18 protein-coding genes are annotated in these 17,866 nt (G+C 32.9%); 8 read left to right on the top strand and 10 right to left on the bottom strand.

Annotation, left to right across the window (positions count from 1 at the left end):
• Positions 1–459: a hypothetical protein gene (locus tag HM984_RS07120; RefSeq protein ID WP_020896059.1), complete on the top strand. Its 459-nt coding sequence runs from the start codon at positions 1–3 to the stop codon at positions 457–459.
• 27 nt (positions 460–486) lie between these two features.
• Here the strand turns inward: HM984_RS07120 and HM984_RS07115 are convergent, their stop codons facing one another.
• The gene (locus HM984_RS07115; protein ID WP_179348656.1) at positions 487–831 is read right to left on the bottom strand and encodes a hypothetical protein; all 345 of its coding nucleotides are present in this window, start codon (positions 829–831) and stop codon (positions 487–489) included.
• A gap of 235 nt (positions 832–1,066) precedes the next feature.
• Positions 1,067–3,268 (bottom strand): RecQ family ATP-dependent DNA helicase, encoded by a 2,202-nt coding sequence (locus tag HM984_RS07110; RefSeq protein ID WP_179348655.1) that lies wholly within the window; start codon positions 3,266–3,268, stop codon positions 1,067–1,069.
• Positions 3,269–3,356: 88 nt separating this feature from the next.
• Between HM984_RS07110 and HM984_RS07105 the strand changes: the two genes are divergently transcribed.
• The 5 genes from HM984_RS07105 to HM984_RS07085 all read left to right on the top strand — a co-directional run bounded on the left by HM984_RS07105 (position 3,357) and on the right by HM984_RS07085 (position 7,363).
• Positions 3,357–4,322, top strand: a complete 966-nt coding sequence (locus tag HM984_RS07105; RefSeq protein WP_115810177.1) for a KpsF/GutQ family sugar-phosphate isomerase — start codon at positions 3,357–3,359, stop codon at positions 4,320–4,322.
• Complete coding sequence (tatC, locus tag HM984_RS07100) at positions 4,322–5,164, top strand: twin-arginine translocase subunit TatC (RefSeq protein ID WP_115810175.1); 843 nt, start codon at positions 4,322–4,324, stop codon at positions 5,162–5,164. Before HM984_RS07105 ends, tatC begins: the two co-directional genes overlap by 1 nt.
• Before the next feature lie 3 nt (positions 5,165–5,167).
• On the top strand, positions 5,168–5,524 hold the full coding sequence (locus HM984_RS07095; protein WP_115810173.1) for a carboxymuconolactone decarboxylase family protein: 357 nt from the start codon (positions 5,168–5,170) through the stop codon (positions 5,522–5,524).
• A 73-nt stretch (positions 5,525–5,597) separates the two neighbouring features.
• Positions 5,598–6,338 carry an LPS export ABC transporter ATP-binding protein gene (gene lptB / locus HM984_RS07090; RefSeq protein WP_092468628.1) on the top strand — a complete coding sequence of 247 codons (741 nt, stop codon included), beginning with the start codon at positions 5,598–5,600 and terminating at the stop codon, positions 6,336–6,338.
• A 53-nt stretch (positions 6,339–6,391) separates the two neighbouring features.
• Positions 6,392–7,363 (top strand): carboxypeptidase-like regulatory domain-containing protein, encoded by a 972-nt coding sequence (locus HM984_RS07085; RefSeq protein ID WP_179348654.1) that lies wholly within the window; start codon positions 6,392–6,394, stop codon positions 7,361–7,363.
• A gap of 97 nt (positions 7,364–7,460) precedes the next feature.
• On the opposite strand, the gene HM984_RS07080 is transcribed toward HM984_RS07085, so the two are convergent.
• The 4 genes from HM984_RS07080 to HM984_RS07065 form a co-directional block, all read right to left on the bottom strand.
• On the bottom strand, positions 7,461–7,616 hold the full coding sequence (locus tag HM984_RS07080) for a hypothetical protein (protein ID WP_179348653.1): 156 nt from the start codon (positions 7,614–7,616) through the stop codon (positions 7,461–7,463).
• 143 nt (positions 7,617–7,759) lie between these two features.
• A complete protein-coding gene (locus tag HM984_RS17590; RefSeq protein ID WP_218845031.1) occupies positions 7,760–8,059 on the bottom strand; it encodes a hypothetical protein in 300 nt (99 codons plus the stop codon).
• A gap of 374 nt (positions 8,060–8,433) precedes the next feature.
• Entirely contained in the window at positions 8,434–9,315 is an 882-nt protein-coding gene (locus HM984_RS07070) for a DUF808 domain-containing protein (RefSeq protein ID WP_179348652.1), read from the bottom strand.
• A gap of 24 nt (positions 9,316–9,339) precedes the next feature.
• Positions 9,340–10,095: a CDP-alcohol phosphatidyltransferase family protein gene (locus HM984_RS07065; protein WP_179348651.1), complete on the bottom strand. Its 756-nt coding sequence runs from the start codon at positions 10,093–10,095 to the stop codon at positions 9,340–9,342.
• A gap of 306 nt (positions 10,096–10,401) precedes the next feature.
• On the opposite strand from HM984_RS07065, the gene HM984_RS07060 reads away from it, so the two are divergent.
• Positions 10,402–11,475 (top strand): putative type IX sorting system protein PorV2, encoded by a 1,074-nt coding sequence (locus tag HM984_RS07060; protein WP_115810163.1) that lies wholly within the window; start codon positions 10,402–10,404, stop codon positions 11,473–11,475.
• A gap of 8 nt (positions 11,476–11,483) precedes the next feature.
• The gene (locus tag HM984_RS07055; protein ID WP_179348650.1) at positions 11,484–12,653 is read left to right on the top strand and encodes a lipoprotein N-acyltransferase Lnb domain-containing protein; all 1,170 of its coding nucleotides are present in this window, start codon (positions 11,484–11,486) and stop codon (positions 12,651–12,653) included.
• A 276-nt stretch (positions 12,654–12,929) separates the two neighbouring features.
• On the opposite strand, the gene HM984_RS07050 is transcribed toward HM984_RS07055, so the two are convergent.
• The 4 genes from HM984_RS07050 to HM984_RS07035 form a co-directional block, all read right to left on the bottom strand.
• Positions 12,930–14,324, bottom strand: a complete 1,395-nt coding sequence (locus tag HM984_RS07050; protein ID WP_179348649.1) for a sugar transferase — start codon at positions 14,322–14,324, stop codon at positions 12,930–12,932.
• Positions 14,325–14,616: 292 nt separating this feature from the next.
• Positions 14,617–15,435, bottom strand: coding sequence for a class I SAM-dependent methyltransferase (locus tag HM984_RS07045; protein WP_179348648.1), 819 nt, complete (start codon positions 15,433–15,435; stop codon positions 14,617–14,619).
• 71 nt (positions 15,436–15,506) lie between these two features.
• Positions 15,507–16,529, bottom strand: a complete 1,023-nt coding sequence (locus HM984_RS07040; protein WP_257018460.1) for a glycosyltransferase family 4 protein — start codon at positions 16,527–16,529, stop codon at positions 15,507–15,509.
• The gene (locus tag HM984_RS07035) at positions 16,483–17,865 is read right to left on the bottom strand and encodes an O-antigen ligase family protein (protein ID WP_179348647.1); all 1,383 of its coding nucleotides are present in this window, start codon (positions 17,863–17,865) and stop codon (positions 16,483–16,485) included. The genes HM984_RS07040 and HM984_RS07035 overlap by 47 nt, the downstream gene beginning before the upstream one ends.
• Position 17,866: the final 1 nt, after the last annotated feature.

Below are 17,866 nucleotides of genomic sequence, written 5' to 3'. Positions count from 1 at the left end.
ATGGCATTTTCGTTATCTAAACTCTTTGGTTCTAAAAATTCTGAAACAACATCTCAGTCTGGTGATACTATTGAAGCTATCATTAATGATGTTGAAAACAGACCTTTTGGTGTCTCTGAAAATAATGTTCTGTTTGCTGGCTTAAATGAATTGGGAGGTTATTTCTTTTTTCAAACTGTTATTGTTGGTGCGCTCAATGTGAAATCTAAAAATGGAGCGCAATTATACTTTGTTGGAGATGACTTCAAATTAAAATTAGAAGCTGATATGCCAGAGTTTGAATCAGAGAACTCAGATACTAAAGGTAGAAATGTTACTAAAATCGATTTTCAGATTGAAGAAAGTGATGTTAAAAATTTAGAAAGTGCCACACTTAGAAGCATTCAAATAAAAGTAAAGAAGCACGATATTCTATTTAGTAAATATGTGGTTATTGAAGCTACTGACGAGGAAGAATAAAACAAATATTTAATTTCTAAACTTTTATCATTCTTCAAAATAATGCAACACCCTCTTAGCGTTTAAAGGGACATAGGTTTTCTTTAAAATGAGTCGGATTTTTTTCTCTGAACCATCTGCAATAGACAATGCTGTAAGTTGGTAATGCGTCTTAAATGAATATAGGCTATTAAAAAAACGTTCTTCGATTTTATGATTACCATCGTTTTTCACTTCCTCGCACTTCACAAATTCATAACCATGAGCCTCTAAAAAATTTTTAGCCTCATGGTCTTCAAAAGATGGTATGAAAAACGAGGCATTTAAAAAACTAACTATCCATATATAAAAAGGTATGCATATAATTAGAAAAAGAATTAAAAATGGGTTCAATATATGAATGTTAAGATTAAAAAAGTTAACACTAATTTTTCTCGAATTAATTGATTTTTACATTAGCGACTTTGCGCGAAAATCTTAAACAGAGATGTCCACAGAAAAAAACGTGGAATTTTAAACCTAGCGAGAAACTAAAAATTTAAATATTTTACCATTTACGTTACACTTTTCACTAACCACTAACCACTACCAACTAACCACTGAACACTGAACACTGAACACTGAACACTTAATTAGCCACTTCACTCATAAACTTTATGCGGTACAAGCGTAATTCTTCATCGTCATAATCACCATCAAACTCTTCAATAGCATCATCTATTTTATCGCTTTCAGTTTCCATAAAATACTCATGGATTTCTTCCTGTTGATCTTCATCTAAAATATCATCGATCCAATAATTGATATTCAACTTTGTGCCAGAAAACACAATAGATTCCATTTCCTTTATAAAAGCAGACATCCCCATACCTTTTGAAGAGGCAATATCACTTAAAGGTAATTTACGATCTACATTCTGAATGATGTATAACTTTATAGCAGAATTAGTCCCTGTAGACTTTACCACCATATCTTCTGGTCGTAAAATATCATTGTCTTCTACGTAATCTGCAATTAAACCAACAAAATCCTTACCGTATTTTTTTGCTTTACTCTCACCTACTCCATGGACGTTAGATAATTCCTCTATATTAATCGGATACTTTAAAGACATATCTTCTAATGACGGATCTTGAAAAATCACAAATGGAGGCACTCCTAACTTTTTAGCATTACGCTTACGTAAGTCTTTAAGCATGCTCATTAATTTTTCGTCTGCAACAGCTCCTCCTCCTTTAGAATTGGTAACTATACCATCATTTGATTCTTCATCAAACACATGGTCCTCAGCCATCATAAAAGATGTCGGATTATTTATAAAGCCCTTACCTTCATTACTTAACCTTAAAACACCATAAGTTTCAATATCCTTCTTTAAAAAACGCGCCACTAAAACCTGACGAATTAAAGCCATCCAATATCTAGGATCTTTAGCTTTACCAACACCAAAGTGCGCTTGTAAATCCGTTTTATGTGACGAAATAAGTGCATTTGAATTGCCGACAAGTACCTGTACTAAATCTTTAGCTTTATATTTTTCATTGGTTTTAGCAACAGTCTCTAAAAGAATTTTAACATCATCTTGAGCTTCAACTTGCTTTTTAGGATAACGAACATTATCGTCCATATCTCCACCTTCACCAGTTTCATTATCAAATTCTTCCCCAAAATAATGAAGAATAAATTTACGTCGAGACACTGAAGTTTCAGAAAAAGCAACTACTTCTTGTAGTAAGGCATGGCCAATTTCTTGTTCTGCAACAGGTTTACCTGCCATAAACTTTTCAAGTTTCTCAATATCTTTATAAGCGTAATAGGCTAAACAATGGCCTTCACCACCATCACGACCAGCACGACCCGTTTCTTGATAATAACTTTCTATACTTTTAGGAATATCATGATGTATTACAAAGCGTACATCGGGTTTATCAATACCCATCCCAAACGCAATAGTTGCCACAACCACATCGGTATCTTCCATTAAGAACATATCTTGATGTTTCACTCTTGTTTTAGCATCTAAACCTGCATGATAAGGCACCGCTTTTACTCCATTGACTTGAAGAACTTGCGCTAAACCTTCAACACGTTTCCGACTCAAACAATATATAATACCAGATTTACCATCGTTCTGTTTTACAAAACGAATAATATCGGCATCTACTGTCTTAGTTTTTGGTCGTACCTCATAATATAAGTTAGGTCTATTAAAGGACGCTTTAAAAGTTACGGCATTTGGCATGCCTAAACTCTTCAAAATATCCTCTTGAACCTTCGGAGTTGCCGTTGCTGTAAGTCCAACAATCGGAATATCGTCGCCAATACGCTTAATAATCGTCTTAAGATTTCTATATTCTGGTCTAAAATCGTGTCCCCATTCACTAATACAATGGGCTTCATCGACAGCCATAAAAGAAATTTTTACGGTTCTTAAAAAGTCAACATATTCTTCTTTTGTCAACGACTCTGGAGCGACATATAGCAACTTTGTAATGCCGTTTGTAATGTCATCCTTAACGCGTTTTACTTCAGTTTTATTTAAAGAAGAGTTTAAAACATGTGCTACACCTTCGTGCTCAGACACGGCCCTTATGGCATCTACTTGATTCTTCATCAGCGCAATAAGAGGAGATACTACAATAGCAGTACCTTCAGCAATTAAAGCTGGTAGTTGATAACATAAAGATTTCCCACCACCTGTTGGCATAATAACAAAAGTGTTATTACCGGCTACGACGTTCTTTATTACTTCTTCTTGAAGGCCTTTGAATTCTGAAAATCCAAAGTACTTTTTTAATGCGGAGTGTAAGTCAATTTCTGCAATACTCATTAATCCCTATTGGTATTTTATATACATTTGCAACAAGTTTAAAGATAATAAAATCTTTAAACTTAGAAAACTCAATAAATAATAAGTTTTGAACACTAAGCAAACTATCTTAAAAACTGCAGAGTCTACCATAAAATTAGAAAGCAAAGCAATAGACCATTTAGCTGAATTACTAACCGAAGATTTTGCTGATGCTGTAGAATTAATCTACAATTCTAAGGGTCGTGTTATTATCACCGGAATCGGCAAAAGCGCCATTATTGCTAACAAAATCGTTGCTACATTAAATTCAACTGGCACGCCAGCGGTTTTTATGCACGCTGCAGATGCCATCCACGGAGACCTTGGATTAATCCTCCAAGATGACGTTGTAATTTGCATTTCAAAAAGTGGAAATACTCCTGAAATTAAAGTTTTAGTACCACTTATTAAGAATGCAAATAATAAAATGATTGCGATTACAGGCAACATCGACTCCTTTTTAGGGCAACAAGCCGATTATATTTTGAATGCTTTTGTCGCGCAAGAGGCTTGTCCTAATAATTTAGCACCCACAACAAGTACTACGGCACAGCTCGTAATTGGAGATGCTTTAGCGGTTTGCTTATTAGAATTAAGAGGATTTTCGAGTAAAGATTTCGCAAAATACCATCCAGGAGGTGCACTTGGTAAACGTTTATATTTAAGAGTAAATGATTTATCCTCTCAAAATCAAAAACCACAAGTTGGTCTTGAGGCCTCATTAAAAGAAGTGATTGTTGAAATCACTGAAAAAATGCTAGGCGTAACTGCAGTAGTTGAAAATGATAAAATTGTAGGGATTATTACAGATGGAGATTTAAGACGTATGCTGAGCAAAAGTGATGATCTTACCGCTTTAAAAGCCAAAGATATAATGAGTAATAATCCAAGACGTATTTTAGAAGATGCTATGGCAGTTGACGCTAAGGAGGTTATGGAAGAATTTGGTATTTCTCAATTATTGGTAGAGCACGATGGTAAGTACTGTGGTGTAGTTCATCTTCACGATTTAATAAAAGAAGGCATTATATAATGGCAAAAAAGAATGTAGATGAGATGTCTTTCTTAGATCATCTCGAAGAATTACGATGGCATTTAGTTAGATCTGTAGTTAGTGTTTTAGTTGCAGCCACCTTAGCTTTCATTTTTAAAGATTTTGTTGTTGGAATTATAATGGCTCCTAAGCACATGGATTTTCCAACCTACGTTGCACTGTGCGAAATGTCTAAATTCCTAGGGATGGATATGTCATTTTGTGCCAGCGAGTTACCTTTTGTTATTGAAGTAAGATCTGTTGGTGGTCAGTTTTCTGCACATATCTGGACCTCTATTTATGCAGGTTTAGTCATTGCTTTCCCTTATGTTTTATATCAATTATGGAGTTTTATAAGTCCAGGGTTGCAAACTAACGAACGTAGAAATTCTAGAGGATTTATAATAATCGCATCATTACTTTTCTTTTTAGGTGTTGCTTTTGGATATTATGTCATTACTCCTTTATCATTAAACTTTTTAACGAACTATACATTTGCAGAAGAAGTTTCAAACGCTTTTGATTTAAGTTCTTATAATTCTATTGTGAGATCATCATCTTTAGCCGCTGGTTTTGTTTTTGAATTACCTATACTTATTTATTTCTTAACTAAAATCGGATTGGTAACACCTCAGTTTTTAAGACAATATAGAAAATATGCCTTAGTTATTGTGCTGATTTTATCTGCTGTTATTACTCCTCCAGATATAGCGAGTCAGGTTATTGTAGCTATTCCTATATTATTGTTGTACCAAATAAGCATTTATATTTCGGCTTTAGTTATTAGAAAACAAAAGCGAAGAGCTGCAAAAGAAAATAAAAAATCAAAAGTTAAGTCTTAAGTTATGTCTGATATTGTAAAGGAATTTAATGATTATCGTGCTAAAATGAACGATAAAATATTAGCTGATAATAATAAAATAGTAAAGCGAATTTTTAATCTAGACACCAATGCCTTTCAAGAAGGGGCTCTAGATAAAAAAACCAAAGAGCTATTAGGTTTGGTAGCCTCAACCGTACTAAGATGCGACGATTGTGTTAAATACCACTTAGAAGCCTCTTATAATGAAGGTATCACCAAAGAAGAAATTAGTGAAGCGTTGGGTATAGCAACTTTGGTTGGTGGTACTATTGTGATTCCGCATTTACGACGTGCCCATGAGTATTGGGATGCTATAGAACACCACAATTCTCAAGGTTAAACTTTTAATAAATGATAGCCAAAGCGAATAGAATCTATATGATTTTGTTATTTTTAGCGTTCTTACACCATATATGAAGTTACGAGCAGAACATTTAATGAAGTCCTACAGCGGACGAAAAGTAGTAAAGGATGTCTCTTTAGAAGTAAATCAAGGAGAGATTGTTGGTTTATTAGGGCCTAATGGTGCTGGTAAAACCACGTCTTTTTATATGATTGTTGGGATTATTAAGCCCAATGGTGGGAATATTTTTTTAGACGATACCAATATCACCAAATTCCCAATGTACAAACGTGCTCAAAATGGAATTGGCTACTTGGCTCAAGAAGCGTCTGTGTTTAGAAAACTGAGTATTGAAGACAATATTTTAAGCGTATTACAACTTACTAAACTAAGTAAGAAAGAACAACACCTTAAAATGGAATCGCTTATTGAAGAGTTTGGTTTAGGTCATATAAGAACCAATAGAGGTGATTTACTTTCTGGTGGAGAACGTCGTAGAACAGAAATTGCCAGAGCATTAGCAACCGATCCAAACTTCATTTTATTAGATGAACCATTTGCAGGAGTCGATCCGGTAGCGGTAGAAGATATTCAGCGTATCATTGCAAAATTGACAAAAAAGAATATCGGTATTTTGATTACCGACCATAACGTACAAGAAACTCTTGCGATTACAGATAGAACATATTTAATGTTTGAAGGCACCATTCTTAAAGCTGGTAAACCTGAAGAATTAGCGAGTGACGAAATGGTACGTAAGGTTTATTTGGGACAGAATTTTGAGTTACGTAAGAAGAAATTAGAATTCTAATTACTTATCGTAAGGAGAACCATTAAGGCTCCTTAAACTTTCATTCATTATAAATGAACATCAAATATTTCATTTTAAGCCTCTGTATTTTCCTCAAACTTACTCCAATTATTGGGCAAAATGAAACTATCATTACCGTTAGTAATCAATTAACAGCGCTACCTATTGCTTATGTAAATATCTCCTTTGGAGATAAAGATGGTATTTACACAGATAAAAACGGACAATTTAACTTAAGTCTCATCGCGTCTGATAGCATGCAACTCTCTGCATTAGGCTATGAAACAAAAATCGTTTTTGTAGACTCCATAAAAGCGCAACTTATAGTTTTAAATCCTGTTGCAACACAATTAGAGGAAGTGGTTTTATCTGACAAGAAGCGAAAGTTTAAAACAGAAAAGACGAACCCCATTAACGATAAGGATTTCTTAAACTCTTATCGAAATCCTATCGGTAGTGAAATTGCTTGCCTAATTGAGAATAATTTTAGTGATAAAGAGGTTAAAATCAAATCTATCACTATCCCAAGCTATAATAAAACTATGGATTTTTCGGGTAAGAAAAAACAAGTTTTAAAGCGACATCCATTTACTACATTGTATAGCCTGAGTTTTTACACCAATGAGAATGGTTTACCTGGAAAAGAGATCACAACGGAATCAATTGTTATCCTCTTCAATGAAAAAACGGATAAACTAAATATAGATTTAGAACAGCATCAAATTTACTTACCAGAAAATGGGTTTTACCTAGCGTTATTAAACTTAGGTCCTGCAGATGCTGAAGGCAACCTCATTCCAACGTCACCATTTTATGAAAAGGCAACTAAAGAAGGTTTATATAAATTCCCAAAACATATTAAACCCTATTTTCCTGTAAATTATAGTAAAAGCACAAATAACACCTATAGACGTTCTCGCTTTGATAATGACAAAAGTTGGACTTTGTTTTATCTAAATGAACGAAAAAAAGATAAGGTTAACAATATCACTTTAGGCACTGAATTAAAAGTCTTTGAAGACTAAATATCGTTATTTTTGATTCCTATCTCCGTCTTGATAGAGGCTTATCTGCGAACACCAAACGAATTTAGTCACTCAAATTTAATGCTTACCTTCTTTTTTAGGAAGTAATAACTTTGCCATTGTTGGTGTTTACCTTCGCCATTTTTGGTGTTTTTATTTGCCATTGTTGGTGTTTTTCACCAACAATGCATTGCAATATCAAAATACTAACCAAACCTGTTCCCATTCTTAAAAAACAGTATTTTAATGCCATTCACAAGTATTAAAAAACAAGCCATTGTTGGTGTTTTCCACCAACAATTACGCCTTTAATAAAAATCTAGAATCACGCAATCATATTCTAAAATCAGTAACAAAACTAAAATCATCCTTTTCTTCATTATAAAACTGAGCAGATTAAAACCTATAGTTCTCAGGATAATTACACAAACCCGCTTTTACAGGATTTTGATGAATGTAATTCAATTTCTGCGCAATGATATCGTTAGAGTACAGATTAATACAAAGGGAACTTCGTTTCCAAAACTGATACATCCTATCCTTAGATTCAACAAGAAAATGTTTTAAAACTGCGCGATGATTTAGTTCTAAATCTTGTTTAATACGTTGTGCTGTAAATTTCATAAAACTCAACTGTGTATGCTTTAAAGAATATAATTGTGTTGGTTTCCATATAAGGTGGATATGATTATCCATTATCACATAACCATAAACTATTACTCATTTTTCGTTCACTAAATACTGTAAAGACTGAATGATAATTAGCTTATATTTTTCCGGCTGTAAGAGCTTTTCCAATCCAAAATTGTCGCAGTAAAAAACTGTGGACAATCGTCTATTATCAAAGGTTTTAAAATCATTATAAATTGTAATTTGTAAAAAACATTCAGAATCGAATTCACAACTGCCATAAACACAGTGATGATACAAATTTTTTATTTAAGAAAGTAACACGTTGGTGAAAAACACCAACGTCGGCAACTTGAGGCTCGCCATGCCATTATTGCTATTTTCCACTTAGCCATTGTTGGTGTTTTCCTCCAACAATTACAAAAAAAAACAATAGAATTTTAATGCTTATTTTTTTTGCTAGGAAGTAATAACTTCACACCATTGACTAAGAGTAAACAAACAGCTCCTGCAGCAAGTCCAACAATAAAATCTCTTAAAATCGAAGGAATTTGTTCTAAGACATGATGCATAAACTCAATGTTGTGAACAAAAATACCACCAGCAACTAAGAGTAAAGCGATTGTACCAATAACTGATAAACTTCTAATGATGATTGGCAACGCTTTCACTAAAAACGTTCCTAATCCAAATAAAAATCCGCTTTTACCATTGCTTTTGCTAATAAATTTTAATCCCAAATCGTCCATTCGTACAATTAATGCCACTATACCATAAACACCTATTGTAGCGATTAAAGCCACAATAGAAACCACAATGACCTGTGTTACTATAGGCTCATTAACTACAGAACCTAAAGCTATAATTACAATTTCAACCGATAAAATGAAGTCTGTTACGACAGCTGATTTTATTTTAGATGTCTCTAAATCTAATAATTCGTCTTTCGTTAAATCTTTTTTAAGATTAACCGTTACCTCTTTAGGATGTGGTACTATAAATTCATATATTTTTTCTGCACCTTCATAGGCTAAGTACAAACCACCAAGTATTAAAATCAGGATAACAGCCCATGGAATAAAGGCACTTAACAAAAATGCCAATGGTAATATGATGATCTTATTAAGCATTGATCCTTTGGTAATAGCCCATAATACTGGGATTTCACGAGAAGAAATAAAACCTGAAGCCTTTTCAGCATTCACTGCTAAATCATCTCCTAAAATACCTGCTGTTTTCTTTGTGGTAATTTTAGTCATTGCAGCGACATCATCCATTATAGCTGCGATATCATCTAATAGTGCAAAAAATCCTGAAGCCATTAATAATAGTTAAGTTGGGTGAAATTAAATTTTAGACTGTGTCAATAAAGAAAGAGCAATATATAAACCGATAACAAGAGGAATTGCTGCAAAGTGAAGCACAATTAAAAGGACTACACTCAGTAAAAGAAAGATATAACGTACACTATTGTCTTTAAATCCCCAATTCTTAAATTTTAAAGCAAATAATTTAATGTTAGAATTTAAAAGATAACAACTCAAAAAGGTTAAACCGATTAGGAACCATTTATTAATAATTATAGAATTCATAAGATCATTATTCTGATATTCTAGAATTAATGGCAGTGATAATATCACTAAAGTATTTGCAGGAACCGGTAAACCTTTAAAATACGATTGTTGATCTTCGTCTATATTAAATTTAGCCAAACGATAAGCAGACGCTAGGGTAATAAACAAACCTATTAAAGGTAATAGAGACATTTTAAAGCCTTGCCAGTGAAAAACAGAATTCCAGTTATCATTATAGGCTGAATAATCTGGTGCGTCAATAGTCAACGAAATAAGCTTAAACATTATAATACCCGGCACTACTCCACTAGTTACCAAATCGGCTAAAGAATCTAGTTGAATACCCAATGGACTCTGCACATTTAGTTTACGCGCCAAAAGGCCATCAAAGAAGTCGAAAAACACTCCTAAAAACACAAAAATAGCGGCAACAATAAAGTTACCATTTACAGCAAATATCACAGCTATACAACCCGCAAACAGGTTAAGAAGTGTAACAAAATTAGGAATGTGTCTTTTAAAACTCATAGATGTATTTTTTGTAAAAATATAAAAGAATTTGTGTCTAATCTCATATTATTTTCAATTTACTTTAAAAGAAAACAATAAGAACAGACTTATAGAGTTAAATAGATAGAAAAATATTATGCATCTTTGTAAAAAAATTTTGCTATTGAACAGTTACTATGTAATTCTCTTATATCAAATTGAAAAACTAATGTCGTATAAAGAAATTGAATTATTTTTAGATTAATTGAAATTACAAATTCTTAGCATAGCCTTTGTTACGGTAACAATTTTTAATAAAAAGTAAGCTAAAAAGAAACGATTTATATGCGACATTATGTGTTTAGTTTGGTATTGACACTTGCTACTCTTATGGTTTCAGCACAGACAACCCGAAAATATTCAAATGAATTTATGAATATTGGTGTTGATGCTGCTGCTTTGGGTATGAGTAACGCTGTTGTATCTCAAACGGACGATGTTAATTCTAGCTATTGGAATCCTGCTGGATTGGTACATCTTGAAGACAGTCAACTGGCTTTAATGCACTCTAGCTACTTTGCTAATATTGCCAATTACAACTATATCGCTTATGGTATGCCTATAGATGACAAAAGTGCTGTTGGCTTCTCGCTTATACGATTTGGCGTCGATGATATTTTAGATACCACACAATTAATAGATGACCAAGGCAATATTAATTACGATAGAATAAGTACGTTTTCTACAGCCGATTATGGACTCACATTTTCATATGCTAGAAAACTCCCTTTAGATGGTTTAAATTTTGGAGTGAATGCTAAAATTATCCGACGAATTATAGGTGATTTTGCATCGTCTTGGGGTTTTGGTTTTGATGCTGGTATTCAATTTGAAAGCAAAAATGATTGGAAGTTTGGTATCATGGCCAGAGATATAACCACCACATATAATGCGTGGTCTATTGATGAAGATAAATTTGAACAAATTAGTGGTGCTGTTGATGGCGAAAACCAAGAGTTGCCTGAAACCACTGAAATTACCATCCCTAAACTACAAATAGGAATGTCTAAAAAATGGGTTTTCCATTATGACTATTCCTTATTAGCAGCGGCAAACTTAAATATGCGCTTTGCTCAAAATAATGATATAATATCTACATCGTTTGCAAGTATCAATCCTGCGTTAGGATTTGAATTTGGCTATACCGATTTAGTGTTTTTAAGAGCTGGAGTGGGTAATTTTCAAAATGAACTACAAATTGATGACTCCGAACAAATAACATTCCAACCCAACTTTGGCGTTGGTTTTAAATACAGAGGTATTCAAATCGATTATGCCTTTACCGATATTGGAGACCAAAGTGCGGCGTTGTATTCTAACGTATTTTCCTTAAAAATAGACTTTAGTGTCTTTAGATAGTTTTACTTATGAAATTAAAGTTACTCTCATTTATTTTCCTATTTGCTATTACTTCAACATTTGCTCAGCAATTTCAACTTTCAGATACTGCTAAAATATCTGTATTAACTATTGGGCCAGGTGAATCTTTAAATGATGCTTTTGGTCATAATGGTTTTAGAATAAAAGATACTAACTTAGGACTAGATGTTGTTTACGGCTATGGTGAGTACGATTTTGATGCCCCTAATTTTTATTTAAAATTCGCACAAGGAAAGTTAAACTATCTCATTAGCAGACATAACTTCGATCGTTTCTTTTATGCATATAGCAATGCGAATCGTACGATTGAAGAACAGGTTTTAAATCTTTCAAGGGAAGAAAAACAGAATGTATTCAATTACCTAGAAAACAATTACAAACCCGAAAATAGACGGTATTTATATGATTTTTTCTATGATAATTGTGCCACTCGAATTAGAGATGTTGCACAAACAACCACAAAAGGTGATATCAACTTTATAACACCTGAACATCTAGATCCAAAAACATTTAGAGAACTTATACATGAGCAAGTCGGCTTAAATACTTGGGGAAGCTTTGGAATTGACATCGCATTAGGAGCTGTTATTGATAAACAAGCTTCAGCCTATGAGTTTATGTTTTTACCGAAATATATTCATGCTTTTTTTGAAACCGCAAAAACAAGTACGTCTGAAAGCTTGATTAAGAATTCAACGGTGTTGTATCAAAAAAAAGATACAAATGCGGCATCTGGCATCTTATTTAGTCCTTTGGTGGTAATTGGTATATTAGCCATTATCATCTTATTTATAACCTATAAGGATTATAAAAATAAGGTACGAAGTAAGTGGTTAGATATATTACTTTTTAGTGTTACAGGAATTATTGGTATCGTTGTTTTGTTATTATGGTTTGCGACTGACCATTCTGCGACGGCTCAAAATTATAATGTATTATGGGCATTCCCGCTTAACATTTTTGTAGTTGCTCAATTGCTTAAGCCAAAAGTTAAAACCTGGTTTAAAAAGTATTTAAAGTTCCTAATTATAATGCTTTGTTTACTAACGTCGCATTGGATTATCGGTGTGCAAGTCTTTGCAATTGGTTTAATTCCATTACTCATTGCACTATTAGTAAGATATATCTATTTGGTAAAATTCTTTAATCAGAATTAAGCTAAAATACCAGACCATTTTAAATCGGAAATGTTCGATTCATAACTAGTTACATTTGTATTATGTAATTAACCCAATCAATGCTATTTGACCTATTTGATCTCAGATTTCAAGAATTCCTAAAACAATTTGAAAGAGTCGTGAAACTATTGTTTTCTCTTGAAGGAATAGATGGTAATCTTAGTGTTCGAATTAAACCTTTTTCTTAGTTCTTTTAACTTTAACCTTCACACTCTTCACTCTTCACTTTTCACTTTTCACTTTTCACTCAAAAACCTACTGTCCTCGGTAATACAAAATCGTACTTAGGGTTTTAATAAAAATATTAAAGTCTAAAAAGATGCTTCTATGTTTGATGTAAAATAAGTCGTATTGCAGTTTGGTTAAGCTGTCATCAACGGAAGCTCCATAGCGTGTTTTTACTTGTGCCCAGCCTGTTAGACCTGGTTTTATAATATGGCGTGTTTCATAAAAAGGAATAATACGCGATAGTTCACTCACAAAAAACGGACGTTCTGGACGTGGTCCAATAATACTCATTTCGCCTTTTAGTACGTTATAAAATTGAGGAATCTCATCCATACGAGAGCGTCTTAAGAACATTCCAAATTTTGTTATTCTAGAATCATTTTTCTGTGCCCACTTAGCACCATCTTGTTCGGCGTCTACCACCATACTTCTCAACTTCAAAATATTAAAGGGCATACTGTTTTTACCAACACGCTCTTGGGTATAAAATAAAGGGCCTTTATTCCCTATCACATTTCCTAGTAAAATAATTGGCAATAGTGAAACACCAATTAACAAACCTATAATTGCAAATACAACATCAAAGGCACGCTGCACAAATATGTAAAGCTTATTCTCATTACTTCGGCTAAAAGGAAAATATTTATAGAAATCCTTTCCAACAAATTGAATTGGAACCTTATGTAACAGTTCTTCATAAACTTGAGTATAATCTCTAATTTTAAACCCACGTTCTAGTAATGAAATTAAATCGTGATACACTTCTGCCATAATAGCTTCGGTGTTAAAACTCGCCACTAAAATTTCAGAAATTTTTTCTTTCTTAATTGTCTCTAAAAAGTCCTTAGCTTCAAACTCTGGAAGTCCATTATACTTTACAGATTCTAAAGACGAGGCTTCACTATTAATAAAACCCACTATTTTGTAATTGGGATCGGACGTGTTTAAAGCTTTAACTAAACCATCAATATTTGATATTTCACCAACTAAAAGCACGCGTTTATAAAACCGTGGAGATTCTATTAAGTTAATGTAAAAGATTCGCCATAAAAGAATAGAAGTTATTAAAACAAGATAGAGGTATACAATTTGTAAACGCTCTACTGGTAAATATGGAGCTAGCACCGGAGTTAACAGATAAAACAAAAGTACCGTAGAAGCGGTGATGACAATATTTTTAAACGTCGTGTCTAGCTGACTGGCTTTTTGTAAATCGTAGAGTTCAAAAATAGTTCCAAAAAGTGTAACATAAACCCCTAATAAGATTAAGGCAACACTATTCTCTTTGCTAAAAACAATGTATTCAAAATCAAAATGATAACTTAAGGCATAGACACCAAAAAACACCATTAATAAGTCAACAACCCTCAGCAGAATCTTACGCTCAGAAACCTCGAAATGTATACTTTTTTTCTTAGACATTATTTATATAAACTCTGCTGTAAATATAAGAAGTCTAATGGTTTTTTAACATTTATTTAGAATAAAAGAACTTTCCTTTTGAGCATTATATCAGGTTAATTAAGGTTTTCCGTTTTCTGTGAACTTTTTTAACTTTCAACGTCATTAATATTTTGTCCGTTTACATAGTAAAATAATGATATTAAAACATCAATAATTTGTATTAATTAAAAGTGTAATATAATAATTAAAAAAACGCTATTTATTTAAGATAGGATTCAGTGAATAACGCACACCACAAATAAAAAAAGTATTATACTTTATTTCTTAACAGCATAGTAAGGTGCATACATGGGTAGATATCTGTCCAATTTTCAGCATTCCAATCGTTATCAATCATTTTTAGAATTTTAGCTTTTTTTGACACAGAGGATAAAGGCGAGTAATTTAATAATAAACCATATTTACTTTGGCCGAGAATTCCTCTTTTTTCCACGATATTAAAACTTGAATCTAATTTTTTTAAGGTCACCTTAGTAAATGGCCATTCCCAGTCTTTATCGGACTGAAAAGGTCTATACAGCATTCTTACAAACTTTATAGGAAAACTTGTTTCTAAAGGGTCGTAAGATATAATACTACCATTTTTGGCTAATTTTTCCTGTAATTTATTAATTAATAAATCAAAATCCTCAAAATGATGTAAAACACCATAGGCATAAATAACATCAAAATTTTCATGCTTAAAATCTGCTGATAAAAAATCAACAGCAATTCCTTTTGCATTGGTGCAACCTGCATTAATTAGCTTCTCGTTTAATTCTTCTATGGCCACATCACTGAGATCAATACCAACATATTCTTTTGCGTTTTTGGCCATATATAAAGAAAGATTGTTTCCTCTTAAACAGCCTAAGTCTAGCACTTTTTTATCCTCTAAATTCCCTAACCATACTTTATGCTCTGAATAAACCTTATTCTTAAGATCTAAGTCATGAGTATATTTATGTAGAGTTCCATTTCTTAACTTTGACCAAAGCTTTGTTGCGAAATTCTTATGCTTATTAGTGTCGTTGTAGAATTCTTTTTGGCGTTTATTAACTTCTAAAGTTTTATGGTGAGTATCGTTCATTTTTTTATTTATCAATCAAAATTTAGGCAATGTAATATATTATTTAGAGGTAATATTTTAAAATTAAAAAACTAATTAGTAACTAATATTTCAACCCAACGCTCTTTTAAAAGCATCCAATCATACTGTTCTACTTTTTCCCGAGCCTTAACCACCATAGTTTCTGTCTCAGTAGGTTGGGATTTTAATTTTAAAATGGTATCAACAAATACTTTTGAATTATTAGGCGGCACCAGAATGCCATCAACCTCATCTTCAATGAGAAATGGCATCCCTCCAACATTGGTAGAGACTATAGGTAAACCTAAGGCCATGGCTTCAATAACACTGACTGGCATATTATCAAAATTAGTTGTATTGATAAACACGTTGTAATCCTTAGCGAGGTGTGTCCATTCTGCTTTAGTAAGTTTTCCAGGCGTAAAAACCTCGACATTTAAAGACCTAGCGTGTTTTTTTACTTTTTTAAGAGAACCATCTGTATCTGGGCCAGCCATGCATAAACTCACTTTATAACCTTGCTCTTGTAAAGCTTTCAGTACATCAACCGCTAAGCACGGATTATATATTTTACAAAAGGAACGAAGCCAAAATAAATTAATATTTTCTATCGGTCTCGACTTAAATTCATAATGATTTAAATTCAAGGCATTCGGTATATAAGCCACCTCGGTATAACCATGCTTATGAAAAGCATCCATCAAATACAGCGATGGAGATACTAAGGCTTTAGCTGGTTTAAAAGTGATAGCACATAATTTAGGATTATTCAGCAATCGTGCAGGCAAATTACCACCGTTAAGACTTAAAACATAAGGCAATTTTAAAAATTGACATAATTGCCCGACTAAGACAGCAAAATAAAAGTTACTAGTACTGTACGTATCAATGATAACATTACTTACGGCTTTTCTATATTTTATACAAGAATAAAGCATATCTAATAGCCTTAAAATCTTATTGTTTTTACTAGAACTATAAAACATATCAAACCCTTCACTTTCCAACTGTTTTCCAATGACTTGGATGGAGGATGGATTGGTTTTATTATTGTACAAGTTGTTTCCTATGTATAATATTTTTCTTCTTAACATTTGTAATATTTAATAAGGCTAATGCATAAAATAATGAAGGTGCAGCAATCCGCATACCCGTATGATTAATGGTAGCAAACCAAAAAAACAAAAAAGCATAAAAAAAATAACTACCGGGATGTCTTGCACGATATGCTAAGGGTTTTATAATTAAAATTAGTAATATAATAATACCAAACATCCCATGCTCTCCTAACAAACGACCAACTTCATTATGGGTTGGTACATGTTCACCCGTTTCTTGAACACGAATATCCTTCGTTCTGCTAGCCCCAATACCAAATATAGGATCTTGTAAAAACCCATCCATTTCTTGCATAAACAAAGTTCCTCTTCCTGTGGTTGCATCCCCTTTTTCACGTCCTAATGAATCTTCATTGGCATAGCGTTTATCTAACATACCACCCGTCTCAACTGAGGCTATAAGCCATGTAGAACTAATAGCAAATAAAAAAACAAATGTCGACCCTATGATTTGATTTTTAACCTTGTAATTCGATTTTAGAAATAAAATTCCAAGAAATGCTAAGATACATATTATAGCAGCAAAGACTCCTCCACGACTAAACGTCACAACTGCTCTAAATGCAATAGCGGCGAAAATAAGAATGTTTAAAACTTTCATGAAAAAACTTGGCGACTGCATATAGATACGTACCACCATTACAAACATACCCATGCCTAAAGCTGTAGACACTTGATTCGGTCCAAATCCCCCTGACGTTGCAGGGTTAGATGCAGTATTTGATATAGTATCTCGTATAGAGGGGTTGTACAGAAACAAATACACCGTCATAGAAATAATAGGCAATACTAAATACTGTAAGACCTTTAAAATTTGTTGTTGTGTTATTTTTTTATCATAACAAAATAATGTGGCTATACCTAAAGTTACAGGCCCAGCAAGAACAAAAGTCACACTGGTTCTAAAATTAATATCATAAGTTAACGTAATGGAAGCAACGATAACGGCTGGAACTAATAAAATAAGATATAAAAAATAAGGATAAGCCTTACCAGATGCACCTTTATAAAAAATTCCGGCAAGCATCATTAATAACACACAATACTTACCTGTTTCATAAAAGAAATAGCCTTTGGTCATCCGTAAAAATACCTCTCCACCAACGATATAAGCACACCCCAACAGGACGAACATCGTTTTTTCCTTTTCGGCCGAGGTAATTATATGCCACAGAAAATAAAATAATACCCCTAAAAAATAGACACGTGCAATAGGTTCAAAAAAATAAATAGCGATTCCTAAAAGTACATGTCCTAAAAGGAGTGGAATAAAGTTATCATTATAACGCTTATATTTCTTTGCTATTCCCATA

This window comes from Winogradskyella pacifica (assembly GCF_013403915.1).
Lineage (GTDB): Bacteria > Bacteroidota > Bacteroidia > Flavobacteriales > Flavobacteriaceae > Winogradskyella > Winogradskyella pacifica.
This window is presented reverse-complemented; position numbering and strand designations above follow the sequence as displayed.

Excerpts from the sequence above, each read along its gene's own strand:
- lptB (WP_092468628.1), top strand. The coding sequence starts at position 5,598 with ATGAAGTTACGAGCAGAACATTTAATGAAGTCCTACAGCGGACGAAAA.
- HM984_RS07060 (WP_115810163.1), top strand. The coding sequence starts at position 10,402 with ATGCGACATTATGTGTTTAGTTTGGTATTGACACTTGCTACTCTTATG.
- HM984_RS07045 (WP_179348648.1), bottom strand. The coding sequence starts at position 15,435 with ATGAACGATACTCACCATAAAACTTTAGAAGTTAATAAACGCCAAAAA.
- HM984_RS07110 (WP_179348655.1), bottom strand. The coding sequence starts at position 3,268 with ATGAGTATTGCAGAAATTGACTTACACTCCGCATTAAAAAAGTACTTT.
- HM984_RS07095 (WP_115810173.1), top strand. The coding sequence starts at position 5,168 with ATGTCTGATATTGTAAAGGAATTTAATGATTATCGTGCTAAAATGAAC.
- HM984_RS07040 (WP_257018460.1), bottom strand. The coding sequence starts at position 16,529 with ATGTTAAGAAGAAAAATATTATACATAGGAAACAACTTGTACAATAAT.
- tatC (WP_115810175.1), top strand. The coding sequence starts at position 4,322 with ATGGCAAAAAAGAATGTAGATGAGATGTCTTTCTTAGATCATCTCGAA.
- HM984_RS17590 (WP_218845031.1), bottom strand. The coding sequence starts at position 8,059 with ATGGATAATCATATCCACCTTATATGGAAACCAACACAATTATATTCT.
- HM984_RS07080 (WP_179348653.1), bottom strand. The coding sequence starts at position 7,616 with ATGGCATTAAAATACTGTTTTTTAAGAATGGGAACAGGTTTGGTTAGT.
- HM984_RS07050 (WP_179348649.1), bottom strand. The coding sequence starts at position 14,324 with ATGTCTAAGAAAAAAAGTATACATTTCGAGGTTTCTGAGCGTAAGATT.
- HM984_RS07035 (WP_179348647.1), bottom strand. The coding sequence starts at position 17,865 with ATGGGAATAGCAAAGAAATATAAGCGTTATAATGATAACTTTATTCCA.
- HM984_RS07070 (WP_179348652.1), bottom strand. The coding sequence starts at position 9,315 with ATGGCTTCAGGATTTTTTGCACTATTAGATGATATCGCAGCTATAATG.
- HM984_RS07055 (WP_179348650.1), top strand. The coding sequence starts at position 11,484 with ATGAAATTAAAGTTACTCTCATTTATTTTCCTATTTGCTATTACTTCA.
- HM984_RS07120 (WP_020896059.1), top strand. The coding sequence starts at position 1 with ATGGCATTTTCGTTATCTAAACTCTTTGGTTCTAAAAATTCTGAAACA.
- HM984_RS07065 (WP_179348651.1), bottom strand. The coding sequence starts at position 10,095 with ATGAGTTTTAAAAGACACATTCCTAATTTTGTTACACTTCTTAACCTG.
- HM984_RS07085 (WP_179348654.1), top strand. The coding sequence starts at position 6,392 with ATGAACATCAAATATTTCATTTTAAGCCTCTGTATTTTCCTCAAACTT.